This is a genomic window from Streptomyces vastus, from assembly GCF_039532825.1.
Lineage (GTDB): Bacteria > Actinomycetota > Actinomycetes > Streptomycetales > Streptomycetaceae > Streptomyces > Streptomyces vastus.
In genome coordinates this window covers 114,850-138,398 of the sequence record NZ_BAAASJ010000060.1, presented here as the reverse complement: position 1 = coordinate 138,398, position 23,549 = coordinate 114,850, and the positions used below count along the sequence as shown (strand labels likewise).

Genomic DNA, 23,549 nt, shown 5'->3' with positions numbered 1-23,549 from the left:
GCCCGGCATGAAATTCAGGTAACGCACACGAACACAGCCATATCCTCCAGCGTCACATCGAACGGGTTGTGACGCACCCGCGTTGTCGTGACCAGGACCGAGAAGGCAGGATGACCGCATGACGCACGCGATGCTGAAAGGGTCGAACGTACCGCTGGACGCCAAGGCGGTACGGTCCGTACTGCGCTGGGCGCCGGGGCAGGGCGTTCCGAACGTGGACGCCTCGGCGCTGCTCCTCGGGCCCGACGATCGTGTGCGATCCGACGAGGACTTCGTCTTCTACAACCAGCCCCGGCACCCCTCGGGCAAGGTCTGGAGGCTCGGCAAGAAGCGGGTCGCCGAGGGGCTCACCGAAACGATCCAGTCGGATCTGGCGGGCGTCGACAAGGCCGTGACGCGAATCCTCCTGGTCGCCTCGGCGGAGGGCGTCACCTTCGACCGCGTCCCCGCCCTGCGGATCCTGCTGTACGACGCCGCCCTCGCCGACGGTGAGCCGCTGGCGTACTTCGACATCAAGCCGGAGACCGGCGAGGAGACCGCGCTGATCTGCGGCGAGCTGTACCGGCGCGGGGAGGGCTGGAAGTTCCGGGCGCTCGGCGAGGGCTATTCGAACGGCCTGGAGGGCCTGGCGAGCGACTTCGGCATCACGGTTGACGAGTCCGAGCCCGCGTCCGTCGGCAACTCGATGCCGCTGCCGCCCGAGCAGCCCGCCGCCTCCGGTCTGCCCCAGCAGCCGTCGCAGCCCGCGTACGGCTACCCTCCGGAGTCCACGACCCAGCCGGCGTACGGCTATCCGCAGCCGGCCTCCCCAGCCTCGTACGCCTATCCGCAAACCGCCCCGTCCCAGCCCGCCGCGGCGACGGCCCAGCCCGCGTACGGCTACCCGCACCCGGTCCCGGCCCTCCCCGACCCGGAGTTCAAACTGCCGCCGCAGGGGCCGCAGTTCGTCGGGCGTTAGGGGCGCCCCCGCCGAACCGGCGTTAACGGTCGGCCTTCGCCTTGTAACCGCGCCCCCACTGGAGCCCCCACCCATAAAGCCGGTCGAGTTCGGCCTGGAACCCGTACACGAACTTCACCTCGCGCCGCACGATCAGCTCGTTCTTGACGTTCTCGATCATGACCACGGCGCAGGAACGGGCCTGCGGGTGGCGCTCGTCGAGGCCGACCTCGATCCGCGGGCCGTTGCTGGGATAGAGGGTCACGATGGCGTGCGTACGGTCGAAGGCCGGGGTCTGGTCGTAGATGTAGACGAAGATCAGGAGCCGCTTGATCTGCTCCCGGTGGTCGAGGTTGATGAAGATCGTCTCGCCGGAGCCCGAGCCGAAGCGGTCATCGCCGCTGAGTTTCACGTACGGCGCTGCGTTGAGCTCTCCGTAGAAGCTGCCCAGCGGCTGTACGACGCCCTTGGTGCCGTCCGTCAGCTCGTACAGGCACCCCAGGTCGAGGTCGACGTTGACCATGCTCTCGGTGTGCGCCTGCACCACCTCGGGCTTGAACGCCTGGAAGGGATGGCGCAGCAGGCTTTCGCGCCGGCCGCCGCCTATGTCGGAAGTGCGCATCCGCCAGGACAGGTTGATACGCAGATTGCCGGTGGCCGCGCCCTGTTTGGTGAGCGAGACCGTCTGGTTCCGCTTGGTCAGCGTGATGGCGTTGGTCGCCGCGCTCCCCGAATCGAACTGCGTCGATCGCCCACCACGCCACAGACCGTCCCAGAAGCTCATTCCACCCCCACGGTTAGGTGTTCACCTCGACGAATACAGACGCGTACAACAGCTACGACGACGGGGCGGCCATGAGGACTTCCTCGTGGCCGCCCCGCCTCAGAGCGTTCCTCAACAGGAGGGTCGTCACACCCCGGACGAGATTTCGGCCTTGTCCGAGGTGTCAGCTTTTCCCTCGGCTGCCGCCAGTTCGCGGTTCCGGCGGACCGAGGACCAGAAGGACCAGGCGATCAGGACGACGCCGATGAGACCGGTGATGATCTCGTTGATCTCGTACTGGATGGTGATCAGCAGGATCGCGGCGAGCGCGCCGATCGCGTAGTGCGCGCCGTGCTCCAGGTAGACGTAGTCGTCGAGCGTGCCCTCGCGGACCAGGTAGACGGTGAGCGACCGGACGTACATGGCGCCGATACCGAGGCCGAGGGCCATCAGCACGATGTCGTTGGTGATGGCGAAGGCGCCGATGACACCGTCGAAGGAGAACGAGGCGTCCAGGACCTCCAGGTAGAGGAACATGAAGAAGGCCGCCTTGCCGGCCAGCGCCACCGCGGAGACCGGCTTCCCCTCCCGCTTGGCCTCCTCCTCGTGCTCGTGGTCGCGCTCTTCCGATTCCTCCAGCCGGTTCTCGAAGAAGCCGGAGAGACCGCCGACGACCAGATACGTGATGAGTCCGGCGACTCCGGAGAGCAGTACCGTCTCCGCCTTGTTGGCGCTCCCGGCGTGCAGATGGGCGTTCTGGGCGAAGGTCAGCGCGGTGCCCAGCAGGACGATCAGTGCGATGCAGACCGAGAGCATGTCGACCTTGCCGAGCTTGGCCAGCGGACGCTCGATCCAGCCCAGCCACTTGATGTCACGGTCCTCGAAGATGAAGTCGAGGAAGATCATCAGCAGGAACATGCCGCCGAAGGCCGCGATCGCAGGGTGGGCGTCGGTCACCAACTCCTCGTAGCGGTCCGGACTGTTCAACGCCAGGTCGACGGCCTCGATGGGACCGAGGGAGGCGCTGACCGCCACGATCACCACGGGGAAGATGAGCCGCATTCCGAAGACGGCGATCAGAATGCCGACGGTGAGGAAGATCCTTTGCCAGAAGGCATTCATCTTCTTCAGGATCCCGGCGTTGACCACCGCGTTGTCGAAGGACAGCGAGATCTCGAGGATGGAAAGGATCAGCACGATCCCGAACGCGGTCCATCCGCCGAACAGCACCGCTGCGACCAGGCCGAGCGCGGTGACCGCGAACGACCAGCCGAAGGTTTTCAGAACCACTGGCTACCCAATCATCTGTGTACGGGTCTCCCCCGCGCCGTGCGCGGCTTTACGAAACGTTGACTCCGAAGTCTAGAGCGATGCCTCGCAGCCCCGATGCGTACCCCTGTCCCACGGCCCGGAACTTCCACTCCGCGCCATATCGGTAGACCTCGCCGAAGATCATCGCGGTCTCCGTGGAGGCGTCCTCGGAGAGGTCGTAGCGGGCCAGTTCCTGGCCGTCGGCCTGGTTGACGACGCGGATGAAGGCGTTGCTGACCTGGCCGAAGGTCTGGCCGCGGTTGTCGGCGTCATGAATCGAGACCGGGAAGATGATCTTGTCGACGTTGGCCGGCACCTTGGAGAGGTCGATCAGGATCGACTCGTCGTCGCCCTCGCCCTCGCCGGTGAGGTTGTCGCCGGTGTGCTCGACCGAGCCGTCCGGGCTCTTGAGCTGGTTGTAGAAGATGAACCACTCATCACCGAGCACCCGCCCCGAGTTGCACAGCAGCGCGCTGGCATCGAGGTCGAAGGGGGCTCCGGTGGTGGAGCGCGCATCCCAGCCGAGCCCGATCATCACCTGCGTGAGGTTCGGTGCGGCCTTGGAGAGGGAGACATTGCCCCCCTTGGCGAGCGTGACGCCCATGTTCCTGTTCCTCCCCGGTCAAGCCTTTGGTTGTCGAGCACGTCCGGCGCCGCACTCGTGGTGTGCGACGCCGGACGGAAGGTGAAGCGGCAGGTCCTGCCCTCTGCGGCAGAGACCGAAAAGGCTCAGACGTTGACGCCGAAGTCCTGCGCGATACCGCGCAGACCCGAGGCGTAACCCTGGCCGATGGCGCGGAACTTCCACTCCGCGCCGTGACGGTACAGCTCGCCGAAGACCATTGCAGTCTCCGTCGAGGCATCCTCTGAGAGGTCGTACCGGGCGATCTCCGCCTCGCCCGCCTGGTTCACGACGCGGATGAACGCGTTGCGGACCTGGCCGAACGACTGCTGACGGTTCTCGGCGTCGTAGATCGAGACCGGGAACACGATCTTGTCGACGTCGGCCGGAACCGCGGCGAGGTTGATCTTGATCTGCTCGTCGTCGCCCTCTCCCTCACCGGTGATGTTGTCACCGGTGTGTTCGACCGAGCCGTCCGGGCTCTTCAGGTTGTTGAAGAACACGAAGTTGGCGTCGCTGGTGACCTTGCCGTCCGCGCCCGCCAGGATGGCGCTGGCATCAAGGTCGAAGTCGGTGCCGGTGGTGGTGCGAACGTCCCACCCCAGACCGATGATGACCGCGGTAAGGCCCGGCGCCTCCTTCGAAAGCGATACGTTGCCGCCCTTGCTGAGGCTGACTCCCACGAGTCCTCCCAATGGTGTCCAGGGGCGGGGAGCCCCGTAGTGCGTTGGTATCGGATCAACGTGTCGATCCTAGTGAGGGGTTCCCCGTTGACGCAGGCCCTGCGCCCGAAGAATCACAGAGTGTCTAGCGCCTCCACGTACTCGTTCAGATCACGCGCGTCCGGCAGACCGTTCACCACGGTCCAGCGGACGACGCCCTCCTTGTCGATGATGAAGGTCCCGCGCACCGCACAGCCCTTGTCCTCGTCGAAGACGCCGTACGCCCGCGAGACCTCACCGTGCGGCCAGAAGTCGGACAGCAGCGGGTACTCCAGCCCCTCCTGCTCACCGAAGACGCGCAGCGTGTGGATGGAGTCGTTGGACACGGCGAGCAGCTGGGTCTCACGGTCGGCGAACTTCGGCAGGTTGTCACGCAGAGCACACAGCTCTCCGGTGCACACCCCCGTGAAGGCGAAGGGATAGAAGAGCAGCACGACGTTCTTCGCCCCGCGGAACTGGGAGAGCGTCACGGTGGCCCCGTGGTTGTCCTTGAGCTCGAACTCCGGAGCCTTGTCGCCAACCTCGATCGCCATAGTCCTGCCATCCCTTCCTGGGGGTAGTGGAGCAGCCCCACCCTACGATCACTGGAGGCTGCGCCCCCAGGCCCCCCAAGGGGGAGGCAGGCCGTTTCTCGACTGCGGGTGCGTCGTGGCTGGTCGCGCCCCGGGACGGAGCCGCTGAAAACCCGGAGGGGCCCGCAACACGCGAGCCCCTCCGGTACGACGAGAACGTCACCTCTTGGACTTGGCCGCCTTCGGCGTAGCCAGCCGGCTACCGCTCCAGTCCTTGCCCACGCTGATGCTCTTGGTCTGGGACAGCCCCGCGGTTGTCGCGGCTTCGGCGATATCGCTCGGCTCCACATAGCCGTCACGGCCGGTCTTCGGCGTCAGCAGCAGAATGCCGCCGCCCTCCTCGACGTACGTGGTGGCATCCACCAGCGCATCCGTCAGGTCGCCGTCGTCGTCACGGAACCAGAGCACCACGGCGTCGGCGACGTCGTCGTACTCCTCGTCCACGAGCTCGCTGCCGATCACTTCCTCAATGGCCTCGCGGAGCTCCTGGTCGACGTCGTCGTCGAAGCCGATCTCCTGGACCACCTGCTCGGGCTGGAACCCCAGCCTGGCGGCCAGGCTCGTCCGCTCCTCCGCGTGGTCCGCGGTCGCGCTCACGGGTTGCCTCCTGATCATGTTTGGTAAAGGTTCAAGCCACGCGCGTGCGCGCAGCATTGGCCGTAGTCCACACGGGCGGGACGGATCGCGCAAGTACCCGGCCGTCGAGACCGCCGAAACGGTGACGATCCTGGCGGTGTCGCCGCAACTCCCGACAGCCAATCACGACTCCGGGTGACACACACCACAGCGTTCTGCCCGCTTTGTGAATTTCGGAACCCTTCGAGGGTACGGGACTCGAATGGCTTTGCGGACCGCGTCACGGGTCGGGCGTATCGTTGCGATTCGCCGGGCTCATCCACGGGGAACCGCGCGAACGCCCCGGTTACCCCTCGGTAGAGGTGACGTTTCCGTTTCCGAGGTACACGATGGGGATCGGTGCGAGCCCCGAGGACAGCGGCGAGAACACCGAGCAAGGACCAAGCAGAGCCGAGAAGAAGAACCGAGAAGAACGGCCTCCCTGAAAGCGAAGGAACAGCGTGGCTTCCGGACCCGATCGCAACCCGATCATCATTGGCGGCCTTCCGAGTCAGGTACCTGACTTCGATCCCGAAGAGACCCAGGAGTGGCTCGATTCCCTCGATGCCGCTGTCGACCAGCGTGGCCGGGAGCGAGCCCGGTATCTGATGTTGCGCCTGATCGAGCGGGCCCGCGAGAAGCGTGTGGCCGTGCCCGAGATGCGCAGCACGGACTACGTCAACACCATCGCCACCAAGGACGAGCCGTTCTTCCCCGGCAACGAGGAGATCGAGCGCAAGATCCTCAACGCGACCCGGTGGAACGCGGCCGTGATGGTGTCCAGGGCCCAGCGCCCCGGCATCGGCGTCGGCGGCCACATCGCCACCTTCGCCTCATCCGCCTCGCTGTACGACGTGGGCTTCAATCACTTCTTCCGCGGCAAGGACGAGGGCGACGGCGGCGACCAGGTCTTCTTCCAGGGCCATGCCTCGCCGGGCATCTACGCACGCGCGTTCATGCTCGACCGCCTCTCCGAGCGGCAGCTCGACGGCTTCCGCCAGGAGAAGTCGAAGTATCCGGACGGACTGTCCAGCTACCCGCACCCCCGCTCGATGCCCGACTTCTGGGAGTTCCCGACCGTCTCCATGGGCCTCGGCCCGCTGGGCGCGATCTTCCAGGCGCGGATGAACCGCTATATGGAGGCACGCGGCATCGCGGACACCTCCAAGTCCCATGTGTGGGCCTTCCTCGGCGACGGCGAGATGGACGAGCCGGAGTCGCTCGGCCAGCTGTCGATCGCCGCACGCGAGGGTCTCGACAACCTGACCTTCGTCGTCAACTGCAATCTCCAGCGGCTCGACGGGCCCGTACGCGGCAACGGCAAGATCATCCAGGAGCTGGAGTCGCAGTTCCGGGGCGCCGGCTGGAACGTGATCAAGCTGGTCTGGGACCGCACCTGGGACCCGCTGCTTGCCCAGGACCGCGACGGTGTGCTGGTCAACAAGATGAACACCACGCCGGACGGCCAGTTCCAGACGTACGCCACCGAGACCGGCGCGTACATCCGCGACCACTTCTTCGGTGACGACCACCGGCTGCGCGCGATGGTCGAGAACATGACCGACGACCAGATCCTGCACCTCGGTCGCGGCGGTCACGACCACCGGAAGATCTTCGCGGCGTACTCTGCGGCCCGCGCCCACAAGGGCCAGCCGACGGTGATCCTCGCCAAGACCATCAAGGGCTGGACGCTCGGCCCGAACTTCGAGGGCCGCAACGCGACCCACCAGATGAAGAAGCTGACGGTCGCCGACCTCAAGGGTTTCCGCGACCGGCTGCACCTGCCGATCTCCGACAAGGAGCTGGAGGACGGCCCGCCGCCGTACTACCACCCGGGTCCCGACTCGGAGGAGATGCAGTACATGCACGACCGCCGCAAAGGCCTGGGCGGTTACGTCCCGACCCGCGTCGTGCGCTCGAAGCCGCTCGCGCTGCCCGAGGACAAGACGTACGCGAGCGTGAAGAAGGGCTCGGGTCAGCAGTCGATCGCCACGACCATGGCGTTCGTACGGCTGCTGAAAGACCTCATGCGGGACAAGGAGATCGGCAAGCGATTCGTGCTGATCGCGCCGGACGAGTACCGCACGTTCGGCATGGACTCATTCTTCCCGAGTGCGAAGATCTACAACCCGCTGGGGCAGCAGTACGAGGCCGTCGACCGCGATCTGCTGCTCGCGTACAAGGAGTCGCCGACCGGGCAGATGCTGCACGACGGCATCTCCGAGGCGGGCTGTACGGCCTCGCTGATCGCGGCGGGCTCGGCGTACGCCACGCACGGCGAGCCGCTCATCCCGGTCTACGTCTTCTACTCGATGTTCGGTTTCCAGCGCACCGGCGACCAGTTCTGGCAGATGGCCGACCAGCTGGCGCGCGGCTTCGTACTCGGCGCGACCGCCGGCCGTACGACGCTGACCGGTGAGGGTCTCCAGCACGCGGACGGCCACTCACAGCTACTCGCCTCCACCAACCCGGGCTGTGTCGCGTACGACCCGGCGTACGGGTTCGAGATCGCGCACATCGTGAAGGACGGCCTTCGCCGGATGTACGGCTCCTCCGAGGAGCACCCGCACGGCGAGGACGTCTTCTACTACCTCACGGTCTACAACGAGCCGATCCAGCACCCGTCCGAACCCGAGAACGTGGACGTCGAAGGCATCCTCAAGGGCATCCACCGCTTCTCGGCAGGCACTTCGGGCTCCATTCCGGCGCAGATCATGGCGTCCGGTGTCGCGGTGCCGTGGGCCGTCGAGGCGCAGAAGATCCTCGCCGAGGAGTGGAACGTCAAGGCGGACGTCTGGTCGGCGACCTCCTGGAACGAGCTGCGGCGCGAAGCTGTGTCGGTGGAGGAGCACAACCTCCTCCATCCCGAGGAGGAGCAGCGACTTCCGTATGTGACGCGGAAGCTGTCGGGCGCCGAGGGTCCGTTCGTGGCCGTTTCCGACTGGATGCGGGCGGTTCCGGATCAGATCTCGCGCTGGGTGCCCGGTACGTACCAGTCCCTGGGGGCGGACGGCTTCGGCTTCGCGGACACCCGCGGTGCGGCTCGCCGCTACTTCCACATCGACGCCCAGTCGATCGTGGTCGCGGTCCTCACGGAACTCGCCCGCGAGGGGAAGGTCGACCGCTCGGCCCTCAAGCAGGCCGTCGACCGGTATCAGCTGCTGGATGTTTCGGCGGCGGATCCGGGTGCCGCGGGAGGCGATGCGTAAGCGCTCCGTTTGGGGGGGGCGGTTCCAAGGTCCGTTTCTTGACTGCAGGTCCGTTGTGGCTGGTCGCGCAGTTCCCCGCGCCCCTAAAGGGGCGCTCCGGAGCCGCCAGTCACCATGCTCACCAGCCACAACGTGCCCGCACCCTCCCACCGGCGGGAGGGGACGTGGGCCGGTGCGTCGTATGCCCGTCGCTCAGGTTCTGTCTCAGGTCACCCGCACGGTGTACCGACACCGGGTCGTACGCCCGGCCTGCGACGGGCTGACGCACCGGCCCACGGCCCCGACCCACCCACCCCAGGGGCGCGGGGAACTGCGCGAGCAACCACACTCAACCCGCACCCGATAATGCGAGCATGGACGAGACATCGGCGCAACTTCGTTGGGAACGACGTACTCAGCGGCCGCTAATGGTGATGGCGGTGGTGTTCGCCGTCGCCTACGCGGTGCCGATCGTTCGGCCCGAGGCCAGTCAGCGCGTGACAGACGCGTGCGAGGCAATGGAGTGGGTCGTGTGGGGAGCCTTCTCCCTCGACTACCTCGTACGGCTCGTACTGGCCGAGCGGCGCGGGGAGTTCGTGCGCACGTACTGGCTCGACCTGTGCGCCGTACTGCTGCCGCTGATCCAGCCGCTACGGCTGCTCAGGGTCGTGGCCACGGTGCTGCTCGTCGGGCAGCGGGCCAGGATGGCCACACAGATCCGGCTCACCACATACGTCGCGGGCGCCGTGGTGGCGCTGATGATGTTCGGCTCGCTCGCCGTGCTGTCCGCCGAACGGGAGTCGCCGGGCGGCAACATCAAGACGATGGGTGACGCGGTGTGGTGGTCGTTCACCACGATGACGACCGTCGGGTACGGCGACCACGCGCCGAAGACCGGCCTCGGTCGCTTGATCGCGGTCGGGCTGATGCTCGCCGGGATCGCCCTGCTCGGGGTCGTCACCGCCAATATCGCGGCCTGGTTCATCGCCCGCTTCGAGTCGGACGACCTGGAGGAGCGACGGCAGACGGCCGCGATCGAGGCTCTCGCGGAAGAGGTACGGGCGCTGCGCGCCCAGGTCGCCGCGCTGTCCGAAACCTCGGGAACCTCGGGGAAGGTCCCCGAGAAGGGCCGTACATAGGGCCCGTATACAGGGCCCTGTATACGGGCCCTGTACAGGTGCCCGCCCCGCGCCCCTGACGGAGCGCGGGGCTCCCTCACGTCCCGCGGACCGCGGATCAGAACATTCCGGCCGCGGGAGTCCCTGCCCCGGCGAGCCAGACGATCGCCAGGACTGTGTCGATCGTGCCCAGCACCACGGCGATCAGTGCCGGTACCGGGCGGGCGCCGCTCCAGCTGCGTCCCATGGCGAGCCAGCCGCAGGCGATCGCCACCGGGCCGAGAATGATGCCCAGCGCGAAGAAGCCGGCGACCGCGCAGATGGCTCCGATGATTCCGAGCGTCGCGCGATCCGGCCCACTCCGTGACCACGTCCGGCTACGTGAGCGGGGGTGCTTGCGCGTGGTGTGTCCGAAGCCCGCCATCATCAACTCCCTGGACTTTTGCTGCCGGTTCGGGCTCGAAGCGGCGAGTACCCCGGTTCGTAATCCCTAGACCCGCTCTCTGGAACCGCAGTTGAATCCGCGGCGCGCCATCCCCCTCCGGCGGCGCGCCGCGGCCTGGCCCGACTGCCGTGGCGTACGGATCAGTTGAACCACTCTGGCCGCCGACAAGGCCCGTACGAAAGTCGTACGGACACCTGTCACCCTGATAGGCGAACGCCCCGCCGGGTGAACTCGACGGGGCGTCAGACTCGGTGGGTGAACGGCGCCCTAGATGTGCCCCGCCCCCGGCCCCGCGGCGTCCGCGTTGGCGCCGCGCTTGGTGAGGAAGGCGACGAGGACCGCGACGGCGGCGACCCCTGCGGCGACCAGGCTGGCCAGGCTCATGCCGGAGATGAACGTGTCGTGGGCGACTTCCGTGATCTTCTCCGCGATCGGGGCCGGGGTGTCCGGCGGAACCGGCGCGGCGCCGACCTGGACCGCCTCGGAGGCCTGGTGGAGCTGGGCCTCGTTGAGCGGCGGAAGCTTGGCGTCCGCCCAGTTGCCCGCGAGGTCGTTGTCGACCTTGGAGGCCATCACGGCGCCGAGAACCGCCGTACCGAGGCTGCCGCCGATCTGCATGGCCGCCTGCTGGAGACCGCCGGCGACACCGGAGAGCTCCATCGGCGCATTGCCCACGATGACTTCGGTGGCGCCGACCATGACGGGCGCGAGTCCGAGGCCGAGGAGGGCGAACCAGATCGACATGACGCCGCTGCCGGTGCCCTTTTCCAGCGTCGACATGCCGTACATGGCGATGGCCGTGCACGCCATGCCGCCCGCGAGCGGGATGCGTGGCCCCACCTTGGTGATCATGGCGCCCGCGAGGGGCGAGCCGACGATCATCATGCCGGTGAGGGGGAGCAGGTGGAGGCCCGCGTCGATGGGGCTCATGCCGTGCACGTTCTGCAGGTAGAAGGTGACGAAGAAGAGGCCGCCCATGAAGGCGATGGCCATGAGCACCATCAGGACCACACCGGCCGAGAGCGGTACGGAACGGAACAGGGCCAGCGGAATCAGCGGTTCCCTGACCTTCGTCTCCCAGAGCGCGAACAGCGCGAAGCCGAGCACGGAGATGCCCAGGAAGGTCCAGGTCATACCGTCGCCCCAGCCCCACTCGGGGGCCTTGATCAGCGCCCAGACCAGGCAGAACATGGCGCCGGAGAGCAGTCCGATGCCGAGCAGGTCGAAGGAGCGCGGCGCGTTCTCGGCACGGTGGTCGGTGAGGATCACCACGCCGAGGACGACGGCCAGGATGCCGACGGGGACGTTGATGAAGAAGACGGACTGCCAGTTGACGTGCTCGACCAGCACGCCGCCGAGGATCGGGCCGCCCGCGGTGGAGGCGCCGATCACCATGCCCCAGATGCCGATGGCCATGTTCAGCTTCTCGGCGGGGAAGGTGGCCCGCAGCAGTCCGAGCGCGGCCGGCATCAGCAGCGCGCCGAACAGGCCCTGGAAGACACGGAACGTGATGACCATGGCGATGGAGCTGGACATCCCGATGACGCCCGAGGCCGCCGCGAACCCCACGACGCCTATGAGGAAGGTCTGCCGGTGTCCGAACCGGTCGCCGAGCTTGCCCGCCGTGATCAGCGTGACGGCGAGCGCGAGGAAGTACGCGTTGGTGATCCACTGGACGTCGGCGAAGGTGGCGCCCAGGTCCGTGGCGATGGCCGGGTTGGCGATGGCCACGATGGTGCCGTCGAGGGCGACCATCATGACGCCTACGGCCACGGTGATGAGGGTCAACCAGGGGTGGCCGCGAAGCCCCCGGTCCGGCGTCCGGTCCGACGGGACGACTGGCGTCTTGTCCCCCGAGCCCGTCGTGTCGACAGTGGTCTGACTAGTCATGCCTTCGAGGCTAATGACAGCCACTGACACTTGACAAACCAATTCACAAGTCGGTAACTGTCACGTCACTCACGGATAGGGTGAGCTGGACAAAAAGGCGTGGGCAAGGCGCGGGCAAGGCTTGGGCAAGGCTAGGGAGCGAGCAAGGCTTGGTGCGAACAGTTCGGACAGTCCGGAAGGGAGGGCCCATGGACACGCTGCCCCGCCCCGGGCTGCGCGAGCGCAAGAAGCAGCGGACCAGGGACGCGCTGGTACGGGCCGCTCTGGAGCTGTTCACGAGCAAGGGGTACGAGCGGACGACGGTCGACGAGATCGCCGAAGCCGTCGATGTGTCACAGCGCACGTTCTTCCGTTACTTCGCGGGGAAGGAGGAGGCCGCGTTCGCCGTCCTGGAGATGACGGAGGCGCACTTCCTCGACCTGGTGCGCGAACGTCCGCCCCACGAGAGCCCTTTGGAGGCGCTGCGCCGGGCCGTCCTGGAGAACTGGGACACCCTGAACGAGACCATTGAGAGCGTCATCCCGGTCGAACTGCACATGCGCACCTTCCAGCTGATCGAGTCGACGCCCGCACTGCTCGCCGTCCATCTGCGCCGCACCGCGGTGCTGGAGGAGAAGCTCGCCCGACTGATCGCCGAGCGTGAGGGCCTGGACGTGGACGCCGATCCGCGACCGCGCGTGGCGGTGGCCGTGTTCAGCGGAGTGATGCGAGTGACCGGGCAGCGATGGAGCGCCGGCGACGACCTCAGCGTCGAGGCGATTCGCGCGCTGATCACCGCTTATCTCGACCAGGTGGGGCCCGCGTTGACCAAAGACTGGAACACACAAGACGAAGCGGGCGGCGACACAGTGTGACGCTTCAACTCGCCTACACAGCGTGACACTTTAACTCCCACTGAGCCCGGTTTGCCCCAATTACCCAGTGAGAAACGTGATCCCCCTCACTCGGTTAACGCGAGACACTCTTGTTCTCTTAGTGTGTCCTCCCAGTGACTTCCTTCGACTCCCCTCCCCAACTCAACGTCTGGCGCGCTCTCCTTGCTCTGGCCGTCGTCTTCGTCATGCTGGCGACCACCGGCTGGACCGTCGTACGCAACCACAGAGCTGCCGCGACGCCGCTCGAGGCCTCCCTCTCCGCCTGGGAACGCGGCAGCATCGGCGGACGCGCGCTGCCGGACCCCGGCGCCGCTCCGGCCCGCCTCGCCCGCTTCTTCGCCTCGCTCGACGTCCACCAGCGCCACCGGCTCGCCGCCCGCCATCCGCTCGCGGTCGGCAATATGAACGGGGCGCCGGTGAGACTTCGCTACCGCGCCAACCACATCGCGCTCGACGAGGCACGCGAGACCGAGCGACAACGCATGCACGACGAACGGCTCTCGCCCGCGGGCCAGCACGAGGCGGGGCGCCGTATGCATCGTTACGAGGACCTGCTGCACAAGGACCGTCAGATCCTCGCCTTCGACCCGCTGGGCGCGGGCCGGATCGCCGAGGTCTTCGGCGACCTGGGCAAAGCGCAGCGCGTCTCGGTCGTCGTTCCGGGCGTCGACACGGACGTACTGAACTTCCAGCGCACCGACCGCGAGTTCTCCGCGCCCGTCGGTATGGCGAGGTCCCTGTACCTGGAGGAGCGCGCGGCGAGCCCGAGTACGCGTACGGCCGTGATCGCCTGGGCCGACTACACGGCGCCCAGCGGGCTGGGCATGGACGCGGCCACCGGCGTACGCGCCGAGGAGGGCGCGGTCCGGCTCAACACGCTCGTACGGACGCTGCCTGGCCGCTCGCCCATCGCGCTGTACTGCCACAGCTACGGCTCCGTGGTCTGCGGCGTCGCCGCGGACACGCTGCCGTCCCGGGTCTCCGACATAGCGGTCGCGGGCAGCCCCGGGATGCGGGTCGCGAACGCCTCGCAGCTGCACACCTCCGCACGGGTGTGGGCCACGCGGGACTCCGACGACTGGATCCAGGACGTGCCCTATATGGAGGTCGGCTGGCTCGGTCACGGCGCCGATCCGGTGTCCTCGGGCTTCGGGGCGCGGGTGCTGTCCGCCTGGGGCGCGAAGGGTCACGCCGGCTATTTCGAGCCGGGTACGGAGAGCCTGCGCAACTTCGCCGAGATCGGCGTTGGCGCGTACCGGGCGGTGAGCTGCGCACACGAGGATGACGTGTGCCAGAAGGGTTTGTCCGACATGGCTGAAGCCGGACGCGCGTAGAGGACGAAGAAACCGCGGTTCGTACGGGGAGGGGACGAAGAAGCGCATGACGCATACGATGGCCCGCATGGGTGACGTACTGGCCGGATTTCATGCCGCCTGGGAGTTCGAGTCCGACTCCGTGCTCATCCGCTTCGAACGGGGGATCCGTACGCCGAAGCTCTTCCAGGCGCTCGGCGAGCGCCGTATCCCCATCGAGGCGATCGCAGCGGTGACGCTGACCCCTGGCAAGCGCGGGACGGTCGTCCTGCGCGCCGAACCGAGACCGGGCGCGGATCCGCTGATGGAGGCGGCGGCGGGACAGCTCAAGGAAGCGTGCGATCCCTACCGTCTGGTGCTCCCCGGCGATCGCGAGACACTCGCCGAGTACTACGCCGACGAACTGCGGGCCCAGCTCGTGCCCGACGACGCGGCCGTGGCGGAGCGCTATCTGGTGAACGCGCCCGAGACGCCGCTGCAGTTCAAGGCGTACGACGGGAAGGCCTCCTTCGACGGCAAGTCGGTGTCCTTCCGCTGGTTCTGGACGGGTGCCTCATCCGCCAAGTGGAAGGCCGGCGACCAGAGTTTCGCGGTCTCGGAGCTGAGCGGCGTCGAATGGCGCTCGCCCGAGGTCTTCGAGGGCCATCTGCGGCTGCTGCATCGCGAACCGTCCGTCGTCCAGCCCACGCAGGCCGACCAGGACCCGGCGGCGGTCGTCTTCGGCCTCGGTTACGGGCCCGTGCACGAGTCGCTGCCCTTCGCGGCCTCGGTCCTCGCGGCGGTACGCGCGGCCGGGCCCCCGGCGAAGAGTGACGGCGCCCCGTCCGCCCGCCACCGCGATCCCGCGGACATCGCCGACCGGATCCGGCACCTTGGTGAGCTGCACCAGGCGGGGCTGGTGACGGACGAGGAGTTCACGTCGAAGAAGGCGGAGTTGCTCGCGGAGCTGTGACGGGACGTGTGGTGACTCGTCGTCATACCGGTCGTACCTGGGTATGAGGTGCGGCCCGGCTCTCAGGTAGGACGCGGTGGTGGGACCTTCGCGCCTACGCTGATCGGGCCATGAGCAATGCAGCGACTCCTCCCGGCCAGGAGCCCCGCGCACCGGCCGAGGAGCGGTCCGGGCCCGGGGTGCGGCATCGTGCGCTCGCCGCGCTGCGTGAGGCCGCGACGGCCTTCGTCCCGCCGAGCGGTGCGGCCGAGCCCCTCCTCGCGCAGGCCCCCAAGCGCTGGATGCGAAGGCTGCCGTACGTGATCGTGCTGGGCTTCGCCGCCGTCCTGGTGCCGGTCACGGCCCAGGTCCTGGGGAGCGACTACGGGGTGAACGACGGTCTCTCCGGGGCGCTCGGCTTCGCCCAGGCCTCGCCACTGCTGCTGGCTGTGCGTCGGCCGCTGACCGCGTGGTGGATCGTCTTCGTGGCAGACGTCATCGGGGCGTTCGTGCTGCTGAACCACGACGACGGCCGGCCCTCTCCCTTCACCGCCATGGTCATCGTGGGCTATCTGGTGCTGTGCCTGGCGCTCTCCCTGCGCGAGCCGCGCCGCACCGTGATCGGCGTGTGGGCGGCCACCGTGGCCGCGAGCCTCATGCTGGGCGCGCTGCGGTCCGTGAACAGCCAGGACACCAGTGTGCTGATGATCGTCCTCAGCGGTGCCGCACTGCTGCTGGGCGCCCTGATACGCGAGCGCGGCGAGACCCGGCGGCGGCTCGTCGAGCAGGAGACGATCAGCGAGGCCGAGCGCGCCCGGCGCACGCTCCTGGAGGAACGGGCCCGTATCGCAAGGGAGTTGCACGACGTGGTGGCCCATCACATGACGGTGATAGCGGTCCAGGCGGACTCCGCGCCATACCGGCTCTCCGGTGTCTCCGACGACGTACGGGCGGAGTTCGAGTCGATAGCCGTCGGGGCCCGTGACTCGCTGGGTGAGATGCGGCGGCTCCTCGAGGTGCTGCGTAGTGAGGACGCGCGGGACGAGCGGGCCCCGCAGCCTGGCCTGGACAAACTGCGTCAGCTCGTCGAGGCGACCAGACGCGGCGGTGTCCCGGTCGAACTGTCGCTTCCGAAGCCGGTTCTCGAGAAGGACGAGGAGGAGTGGTCGAAGGTGTCACCGGCCGTGGACCTGTCCGCGTACCGCATCGTGCAGGAGGCCCTGTCGAACGTGGTGCGGCATGCCCCCGGCGCCCCCACCCAGGTGTCGCTGTCCACCGACGGCCGGCATCTGACGGTGCTCGTCGTCAACGGGCCCGCGGCGAAGCCGGTTTCGGGGCTGGAGTCGAGCGGCACCGGGCACGGCCTGGTCGGCATGGGCGAGCGCGTCCGGCTGGTCGGCGGCACGCTGGATGTCGGACCGCTCCCCGACGGGGGGTTCCGAGTCGCGGCCCGGCTGCCGGTGGCCGAGCCCCCGTCGTCCGCGGAGGAACCCGTGGAACCCCTGGAATCCGTGGATCCAGCAAAGGAGCCCGACACGTCATGACCATCCGCGTGATCATCGTCGACGACCAGGCCATGGTCCGCGCCGGTTTCGCGGCCCTGCTGGCAGCGCAGAGCGATATCGACGTGGTGGGCGAGGCGGCGGACGGCAGAAAGGGCGTCGAACTGGCCCGTGGCACGCGTCCCGACGTCGTCCTGATGGACGTACGGATGCCGGAGATGGACGGTCTGGCCGCGGCGCGCGTGCTGCTGGACCCGCAGGAGGACCACAAGGAGTACATGGACCACGAGGACGCCGTAAGCCGGCCGAAGGTGCTGATGCTCACCACCTTCGACGCGGACGACTACGTGTACGAAGCGCTGCGTGCCGGAGCCTCCGGGTTCCTGCTCAAGGACGCGCCGCCCACCGACCTGATCGCGGCGGTGCGTGTGGTGGCCGCCGGTGACGCGTTGCTCGCCCCGAAGGTGACGCGCCGTCTGATCGCGGACTTCGCGCAGCAGCGCCCCGCCCCGCGCAGGAAACCGGCCGTTCAGCTCGAGGGCCTGACACCGCGTGAGACGGAGGTGCTGGAGCTGGTTGCCCGCGGGCTGTCCAACCAGGAGATAGCGGACCACCTGGTGCTGGCCGAGCAGACGGTGAAGACCCACATAGGCCGCGTCTTGGCGAAGCTGGACTTGCGCGATCGCGCGCAGGCGGTGATCTTCGCGTACGAGTCGGGGCTGGTCACGCCCGGCGACCGGTAGGGCAAGCCGGGCGTGACCACCGGGTTCACCGCCGGCTTGCGTTCACTCCCGGCCGGCTGAGGTGAACGTCATGTCGGCGTACCGGGTTCCGGCCACCTTGGAGGCGATCGGCTCCAGCAGAGCCATGTCCTCCTCGCCGAGGACGATGCGGGTGGCCGCCACGTTCTCCTCGATGCGACTGCGCTTGCGGGTGCCCGGGATCGGGACGACCGGCAGCCCGTGCTTCGCCGCCTGCTGCTGCACCCACGCGAGCGCGATCTGCCCGAGCGAAGCGCTGTGGGAGTCGGCGACCGCGCGTATCGGCTCAAGGAGGGCCACGTTCGCGGCGGCGTTCTCGCCTGTGAAGCGGGGCTGCATACGGCGGAAGTCGTCGGCGGTCAGGTCCTTCTCGGCGTTGGCGAAGGAGCCCGTGAGGAAGCCGCGGCCGAGCGGCGAGTACGGCACCAGGGCCACGCCCAGCTCACGGGCGGCCGGTACGACGCCGGCCTCGATGTCGCGGCTGAACAACGACCACTCCGACTGCACGGCCGCGATCGGATGCACGGCCTGCGCCGCGCGCAGTTCGCCGCCCGTGACTTCGCTGAGCCCAAGGTGCTTGACCTTGCCCTCGCGCACCAGCTCGGCCATGACCCCGACTGTTTCCTCGATGGGGACGCTCGGGTCGCGGCGGTGCATGTAATAGAGATCGATCACGTCGACGTCCAGGCGCTTCAGGCTGGCCTCGACGGCCTGGCGGATGTACGGCGCGTCATTGCGGATGATGCGCTTCGTCGGCTCGTCCGGCGGGATCGCCAGGGCGAACTTCGTCGCGATGACGACCTCGTCGCGGTGGGCCTTGAAGAACGGGGACAGGAATTTCTCGTTCTCGCCCTGGCCGTAGGCATCGGCGGTGTCATAGTGCGTCACGCCCAGTTCCAGCGCGCGCTCCAGGGTGGCCCGTGCCTCGTCGGCGTCCGTCGGGCCGTACGCGAAGCTCATCCCCATGCAGCCGAGGCCCTGTACACCGACCTCGGGGCCGCCCGTGCCGAGTTCCACCTTCGCGATCTTGCTGTCCGTCATCAGGACCTCTCCGACGCCAGGGCACGCCCGGCGTCCGCGTAGAAATTGATCTTTCGGTCGAGTACCGCGAGCGTGTCCTGGAGTTCGGCGATCCGGGACAGGACGTCCTCCCGGGTCGCCTTCAGGAGCTCGAAGCGGTCGCCGTAGGTGTGGTCGCCCTCGCGCACCAGCTCCGCGTACCGCACCATGTCGGCGACCGGCATGCCGGTCAGCCGGAGCTTGCCGACGAGGTCGAGCCAGTCCAGGTCGCGGTTGCTGTAGCGGCGCTGGCCGGTGTGCGAGCGGTCGATGTGCGGCATCAGCCCGATGCGCTCGTACCAGCGCAGGGTGTGCGCCGTCAGACCGGTGAAGGCGACGACCTCGCTGATCGTGTACTTGTCCTGTCCGTCCGGGCGTCGGTCGACCTGCCGCGGGCCGGCGCAACTGTCGGTCCTGGTAGTACTCGTGGTCTCCATCACCGTCATGGCCTCCACGCTAAAACCTTGGAGTGCGCTCCAAGCAAGCGAATACCAAGCGAATACGGTGAGAAAACCGGAGGACGTGACGTGAGTGCTGTGATTAGCGTGCGGGACATGAGTCTCGTACGGCGTGCCACGGTCGAGGACGCGGAAGAAGTGCTCCGGCTGCGTCAGGTGATGATCGACTCGGTCTTCAGCGCGGACGGTTCAACCGAGTGGCACGCCGAGTCCCTGCCCACCGTACGCGCCAGACTCGCCGATGCGGACGGGGACTTCGCGGCCTTCGTCGTCGACCACCCCGACCGGGCGGACGCGCTCGCGGCGCTCGTCGTCGGGACCCTCGAGTACCGGATCGGGCGGGCGGGCAATCCGCATGGCCGCGTGGGGTACGTCTTCAGCGTGGCCACCGACCCGGACGCGCGGCGCCGCGGGTACGCGCGCGCGTGCATGGAGAGCCTCCTCGACTGGTTCCGCGAGAAGGGCGCCGCCCACGTCGATCTGAACGCCTCCGCCGAGGCCGAGCCGCTGTACGCGTCGATGGGTTTCGTGCGTAAGCCCGACCCCTCGATGCGGCTGAGGCTGTGAGCCGCATAACCTCGTACGCATGTCTCTGCACAGCCTGGCGTTGATCGAGAACTGGCCGGTGCCCACCGCCGCCGCGGCCGTCGTACGCGCGGACGGCACCGTCCTCGGCTCGTACGGCCCGACCGGGCACCGCTTCCCGCTGGCCTCGGTCACCAAGCCACTCGCCGCGTACGCCGTGCTGGTCGCGTACGAGGAGGGGGCGATCGAGCTGGACGAACCGGCGGGCCCGCCCGGCTCCACGGTCCGACATCTCCTCGCCCACACCTCCGGGCTGGGCTTCGACGAGCACCGGGTGACGTCGGCGCCCGGGGAGCGGCGGCTGTACTCCAACGCGGGGTTCGAGGCGCTGGGAGATCATGTCGCGAAGGCGGCGGACATCCCGTTCGCGGACTACGCCCGGCAGGCGGTGCTGGAGCCGCTGGGCATGACGTCGACGACGCTCGACGGCTCGCCCGCCAAGGACGGCGTCTCGACCGTCGACGACCTGGTGCGCTTCGCGGCCGAGGTGCAGGCGCCGCGTCTCCTCGACCCGCGGACGGTCGCCGAGGCGATGACGGTCCAGTACCCCGGCACGAAGGGCGTCCTTCCGGGGTACGGCCACCAGAACCCCAACGACTGGGGCCTGGGCTTCGAGATACGCGACTCCAAGTCCCCCCACTGGACGGGCAGTTCGTCCTCCCCGCGGACCTTCGGTCACTTCGGCCAGTCCGGTACGTTCCTGTGGATCGACCCGGACGCGCGCGCGGCCTGTGTCGCGCTGACGGACCGGGCGTTCGGGCCGTGGGCGATCGAGGCCTGGACGCCGTTCACGGACGCGGTGCTGGCCGAGCTGTAGCGCGGTCGGCAGCGATGGTCTCGCTCTCTCCCTCCGTGTCGATGTGCGGCAGGACCTTGTCCAGCCACCGGGGCGTCCACCAGGCGTGCCGGCCCAGCAGGGTCAGTACCGCGGGCACCATGAGCAGGCGGACCACCGTGGCGTCGATGAGCACGCTGACGGCGAGGCCCAGGCCCAGCATCTTGACCACGATGTTGTCGCTGACGATGAAGGCCGCGAAGACGCTCACCATGATCAGTGCCGCGCAGGTGATCACGCGCGCGGTGATCTCCAGCGCATGGGCGACCGAGGCCTTGGCATCCCCCGTGCGCAGCCATGCCTCGTGCACGCGGGACAGCAGGAAGATCTCGTAATCCATGCTCAGTCCGAAGATGATGGCGAACATCATCATCGGCACATAGCTCTCGATGGGCACCCTGCCGTTGACGCCCAGCGCGGGCCCGCCCCAGCCCCACTGGAAGACGGCGACGACGACGCCGTACGAGGCCGCGATCGACAGGACGTTGAGGACGGCCGCCTTGAGGGCCACGAGCAGGCCGCGGAAGACCGCGAGGACGATCAGGAAGGCCAGGGCGACCACCACGCCGATGATCAGCGGCAGCCGGCTCGCGACGATGTCGCGGAAGTCGACCTGCGCGGCCGTCGTCCCGGTGACGTAGCCCTTGGCGCCGGTGCCGGAGACCGCCGCTGGCAGGGTGTCGTCGACGAGCCGGTTCACGAGGTCCGTGGTGTCCGCGTTCTGCGGGGACGCGGCCGAGTAGACGGTGCCGAGCAGGACGTCTCCGTCCTTCGTCGGCGTCAGTGGCGTGACGAATGAGGTTCCGGACACGCCGTTCAGGGTCTGCTGGGCGTGCGAGGTGAGATCCGAGCGCTGTGAGTCCGGTACGGAGGTCTGGTCGATGACGACGGTGAGGGGCCCGTTGGAGCCGGGGCCGAACGCGTCGGTCATCAGGTCGTAGGCCCGCCGGTCGGTGAAGGACGTGGGGTCGGCGCCGTCGCCGATGTGGCCGAGCTGGATCGCGAACACGGGGATGGCCAGCACCGCGATGGTGGCGAGGCCCGCCGCCAGGAACTGCAGGGGTCTGCACTCCACGCGCTGGGCGTAGCGGTGCCAGGTACCCCGGGCCTCGGTACCGTCCTCGGCACCGGTCTCGGCGACCGGGCGGCGCACCGTGTAGCGGTCGATACGCCGGCCGATGAGTCCCAGCAGGGCGGGGACCAGGGTGAGCGCACCGAGGACGGCGGAGACGACCGTGACGGCAGCGGCCAGGCCGAGTTTGCCGATGAAGCTCACGCCGGACGTGTACAGGCCCATCAGGGCGACGATCACCGTGGTTCCGGACACCAGCACCGCACGTCCGCTGGTGGCGTTGGCGTGGCCGGCGGCGCGCACCGGGTCCGCGCCGTCCATGAGGTTCTGCCGGTGACGAGTGATCAGGAAGAGCGCGTAGTCGATACCGACGCCGAGGCCGATCATCGTGGCGAGGGTGGGTGACACCGTGGCGAACGTGAACGCGATGGCGAGCAGCCCGAGGCAGGCGAGTCCGCCGACCACGCCGATCAGCGCGGTGATCAGGGGCAGTCCGGCGGCGATCACACTGCCGAAGCCGATGAGCAGGACGACGACGGCGACCGCGAAGCCGATCAGCTCACTCACCCGGTCGTCGGCGTCGGGTCGCGCCAGCTCGCCCAGCGATCCGCCGTACTCGACCTCGGCGCCGGCGTCCCTGAGCGGCTCGACGGCGTCGTCGACTCCGTCGAGGTAGCCGTCGCCGAGGAGGGACGGCTGCTCGTCGAAGCGGATGGTGACGTAGGCGGTCCTCCCGTCGGAGGACACCGGGCCGACGTTCGAGGAGGTGGCGTCCAGCGGGTTCTGCACGGACAGGACGTGCGGCAGTTTCTGCAGGTCGGCGACGGTGGTCGACATCTGTGAGCCGAGCGAGGTCAGGGCCTTGTCGTCGTCGTGCAGGACGATCTGGCTGCTGTAGCCGCCGGCCTGCGGATCGTGCTCCTTGAGGACGTCCAGGCCCTCCTGGGACTGCACGTCGGACAGGGCGAAGTCGTCGGAGTACGTCCCGCCGTTGAGGTGGTTCAGTGCCTGCAGCCCGCCGAGGGCCACCAGCCAGGCGACGATCACGATCACGAAGTGGTGGGCGCACCACTCCCCCAGCCGACGCAGGCCCCCCTTCGGTGCCTTGCCCCGTCCCTCTGTGCCTTCGCGGTTGGCCATGGCCTCGGCTCTTCTCTGCCGAGCGAGTGTCCGACCCGACCATTGGACGCCTCTTGGATCACTCCCGCATCTCAGGCCCCACGTTCGGTCCAACAGCCGCTAGCCGGCCATCTCCCAGATCAGCAGCTCCGCCGCGCTCACGCCCACCGCCTCCAGGTCTTTCGCGTCAGTGAGCCGCGCCGAGTCGCCGGGGCCCAACTCCGTCCCGTCGAGCAGTACTTCGCCGCGTACAGCATGGATGTAGACGTACGCCCCGTCCGGCACAGCCGTCCGCTCCCCCGCCCCCAGCCGCCGCACATGCAGCATCGCCCCCGCCTCCGGAACCGCGTACGGCGTGGAGTCCGCGATGCCGTGGACGATCTCGTACGCGGGATCGCCGCCCGGCGACAGCGGGGCGAGCCACATCTGGACGAAGACCAGCGGCTCGGCGCCGTCGTTGCGCTCCACGTGCCGTACACCGCCCGCCGAGCTGAGCCGCTGCACGTCCCCGGGACGGACCACCGACTCGTGGCCCGCCGAGTCCCGGTGCGTCAGCTCGCCCGAGACGACCCAGGTCACTATCTCCGTGTGACTGTGCGGATGCTCGTCGAAACCCGCACCGGGCGCGAGCCGCTCCTCGTTGCAGGCGATGACCGCGCCGAAACGGAGGTTGTCGGGGTCGTAGTGGGGCCCGAAGGAGAAGGCGTGCAGGGACTCGATCCCGGCCGCCGGGTCGCCTCCGCGGTAGCGCTCGCCAGAGCGCCGTACGTCAATCACACGGCCCACCGTAGACCCGCGGCCACCCTCATCTGAGACCCGCCGCCGCACACTCCCGTCCGGATAAGGCAGTCTTGTC

The 23,549-nt window shown here is 68.3% G+C and carries 22 protein-coding genes; 10 read left to right on the top strand and 12 right to left on the bottom strand.

Going from position 1 to position 23,549, the window contains the following annotated elements:
* Nucleotides 1-118 precede the first annotated feature (118 nt).
* Nucleotides 119-958: a TerD family protein gene (locus tag ABD357_RS25325; protein WP_344393178.1), complete on the top strand. Its 840-nt coding sequence runs from the start codon at nucleotides 119-121 to the stop codon at nucleotides 956-958.
* 22 nt (nucleotides 959-980) lie between these two features.
* Here ABD357_RS25325 and ABD357_RS25320 read toward each other — a convergent pair whose 3' ends face one another.
* From ABD357_RS25320 to ABD357_RS25295, 6 genes are all read right to left on the bottom strand, one after another.
* On the bottom strand, nucleotides 981-1,721 hold the full coding sequence (locus ABD357_RS25320; RefSeq protein WP_344393177.1) for a TerD family protein: 741 nt from the start codon (nucleotides 1,719-1,721) through the stop codon (nucleotides 981-983).
* 126 nt (nucleotides 1,722-1,847) lie between these two features.
* Nucleotides 1,848-2,990 carry a DUF475 domain-containing protein gene (locus ABD357_RS25315; RefSeq protein ID WP_344393176.1) on the bottom strand — a complete coding sequence of 381 codons (1,143 nt, stop codon included), beginning with the start codon at nucleotides 2,988-2,990 and terminating at the stop codon, nucleotides 1,848-1,850.
* Nucleotides 2,991-3,039: 49 nt separating this feature from the next.
* Complete coding sequence (locus ABD357_RS25310; protein WP_344393175.1) at nucleotides 3,040-3,615, bottom strand: TerD family protein; 576 nt, start codon at nucleotides 3,613-3,615, stop codon at nucleotides 3,040-3,042.
* Nucleotides 3,616-3,740: 125 nt separating this feature from the next.
* On the bottom strand, nucleotides 3,741-4,316 hold the full coding sequence (locus ABD357_RS25305) for a TerD family protein (RefSeq protein WP_344393172.1): 576 nt from the start codon (nucleotides 4,314-4,316) through the stop codon (nucleotides 3,741-3,743).
* 113 nt (nucleotides 4,317-4,429) lie between these two features.
* Nucleotides 4,430-4,888: a peroxiredoxin gene (locus tag ABD357_RS25300; protein WP_344393170.1), complete on the bottom strand. Its 459-nt coding sequence runs from the start codon at nucleotides 4,886-4,888 to the stop codon at nucleotides 4,430-4,432.
* A gap of 198 nt (nucleotides 4,889-5,086) precedes the next feature.
* Nucleotides 5,087-5,524, bottom strand: coding sequence for a DUF3052 domain-containing protein (locus ABD357_RS25295; RefSeq protein WP_328771960.1), 438 nt, complete (start codon nucleotides 5,522-5,524; stop codon nucleotides 5,087-5,089).
* 479 nt (nucleotides 5,525-6,003) lie between these two features.
* Between ABD357_RS25295 and aceE the strand changes: the two genes are divergently transcribed.
* Entirely contained in the window at nucleotides 6,004-8,751 is a 2,748-nt protein-coding gene (gene aceE, locus ABD357_RS25290) for a pyruvate dehydrogenase (acetyl-transferring), homodimeric type (RefSeq protein WP_344393166.1), read from the top strand.
* A gap of 353 nt (nucleotides 8,752-9,104) precedes the next feature.
* Nucleotides 9,105-9,869, top strand: coding sequence for a potassium channel family protein (locus tag ABD357_RS25285; RefSeq protein WP_344393165.1), 765 nt, complete (start codon nucleotides 9,105-9,107; stop codon nucleotides 9,867-9,869).
* Between the two features lie 97 nt (nucleotides 9,870-9,966).
* Here ABD357_RS25285 and ABD357_RS25280 read toward each other — a convergent pair whose 3' ends face one another.
* Together ABD357_RS25280 and ABD357_RS25275 are read right to left on the bottom strand one after the other, a co-directional pair.
* A complete protein-coding gene (locus tag ABD357_RS25280; protein WP_344393163.1) occupies nucleotides 9,967-10,275 on the bottom strand; it encodes a small hydrophobic protein in 309 nt (102 codons plus the stop codon).
* A 285-nt stretch (nucleotides 10,276-10,560) separates the two neighbouring features.
* A complete protein-coding gene (locus tag ABD357_RS25275; protein ID WP_344393160.1) occupies nucleotides 10,561-12,183 on the bottom strand; it encodes an MFS transporter in 1,623 nt (540 codons plus the stop codon).
* Between the two features lie 188 nt (nucleotides 12,184-12,371).
* Here ABD357_RS25275 and ABD357_RS25270 point away from each other — a divergent pair, with 188 nt between their 5' ends.
* The 5 genes from ABD357_RS25270 to ABD357_RS25250 all read left to right on the top strand — a co-directional run bounded on the left by ABD357_RS25270 (nucleotide 12,372) and on the right by ABD357_RS25250 (nucleotide 17,547).
* Nucleotides 12,372-13,037 (top strand): TetR family transcriptional regulator, encoded by a 666-nt coding sequence (locus tag ABD357_RS25270; RefSeq protein ID WP_344393159.1) that lies wholly within the window; start codon nucleotides 12,372-12,374, stop codon nucleotides 13,035-13,037.
* A 134-nt stretch (nucleotides 13,038-13,171) separates the two neighbouring features.
* Nucleotides 13,172-14,392: an alpha/beta hydrolase gene (locus ABD357_RS25265; protein WP_344393156.1), complete on the top strand. Its 1,221-nt coding sequence runs from the start codon at nucleotides 13,172-13,174 to the stop codon at nucleotides 14,390-14,392.
* A gap of 67 nt (nucleotides 14,393-14,459) precedes the next feature.
* Nucleotides 14,460-15,323, top strand: coding sequence for a DUF4429 domain-containing protein (locus ABD357_RS25260; RefSeq protein ID WP_344393155.1), 864 nt, complete (start codon nucleotides 14,460-14,462; stop codon nucleotides 15,321-15,323).
* Between the two features lie 110 nt (nucleotides 15,324-15,433).
* Nucleotides 15,434-16,846 (top strand): sensor histidine kinase, encoded by a 1,413-nt coding sequence (locus tag ABD357_RS25255; RefSeq protein WP_344393154.1) that lies wholly within the window; start codon nucleotides 15,434-15,436, stop codon nucleotides 16,844-16,846.
* Entirely contained in the window at nucleotides 16,843-17,547 is a 705-nt protein-coding gene (locus ABD357_RS25250) for a response regulator (RefSeq protein ID WP_344393152.1), read from the top strand. The genes ABD357_RS25255 and ABD357_RS25250 overlap by 4 nt, the downstream gene beginning before the upstream one ends.
* A 42-nt stretch (nucleotides 17,548-17,589) precedes the next feature.
* Here the strand turns inward: ABD357_RS25250 and ABD357_RS25245 are convergent, their stop codons facing one another.
* A complete protein-coding gene (locus ABD357_RS25245) occupies nucleotides 17,590-18,606 on the bottom strand; it encodes an aldo/keto reductase (protein ID WP_344393151.1) in 1,017 nt (338 codons plus the stop codon).
* The gene (locus tag ABD357_RS25240) at nucleotides 18,606-19,070 is read right to left on the bottom strand and encodes a MerR family transcriptional regulator (protein WP_033320675.1); all 465 of its coding nucleotides are present in this window, start codon (nucleotides 19,068-19,070) and stop codon (nucleotides 18,606-18,608) included. The genes ABD357_RS25245 and ABD357_RS25240 overlap by 1 nt, the downstream gene beginning before the upstream one ends.
* A 108-nt stretch (nucleotides 19,071-19,178) precedes the next feature.
* On the opposite strand from ABD357_RS25240, the gene ABD357_RS25235 reads away from it, so the two are divergent.
* Both ABD357_RS25235 and ABD357_RS25230 read left to right on the top strand, forming a co-directional pair.
* The gene (locus ABD357_RS25235; protein WP_344393150.1) at nucleotides 19,179-19,649 is read left to right on the top strand and encodes a GNAT family N-acetyltransferase; all 471 of its coding nucleotides are present in this window, start codon (nucleotides 19,179-19,181) and stop codon (nucleotides 19,647-19,649) included.
* A gap of 19 nt (nucleotides 19,650-19,668) precedes the next feature.
* Nucleotides 19,669-20,484 (top strand): serine hydrolase domain-containing protein, encoded by an 816-nt coding sequence (locus ABD357_RS25230; RefSeq protein WP_344393148.1) that lies wholly within the window; start codon nucleotides 19,669-19,671, stop codon nucleotides 20,482-20,484.
* Here the strand turns inward: ABD357_RS25230 and ABD357_RS25225 are convergent.
* Complete coding sequence (locus tag ABD357_RS25225) at nucleotides 20,456-22,714, bottom strand: MMPL family transporter (RefSeq protein WP_344393147.1); 2,259 nt, start codon at nucleotides 22,712-22,714, stop codon at nucleotides 20,456-20,458. The two genes, ABD357_RS25230 and ABD357_RS25225, sit on opposite strands and share 29 nt — an antisense overlap.
* Nucleotides 22,715-22,813: 99 nt before the next feature.
* Nucleotides 22,814-23,470 carry a pirin family protein gene (locus tag ABD357_RS25220; RefSeq protein ID WP_344393144.1) on the bottom strand — a complete coding sequence of 219 codons (657 nt, stop codon included), beginning with the start codon at nucleotides 23,468-23,470 and terminating at the stop codon, nucleotides 22,814-22,816.
* Between the last annotated feature and the right edge of the window lie 79 nt (nucleotides 23,471-23,549).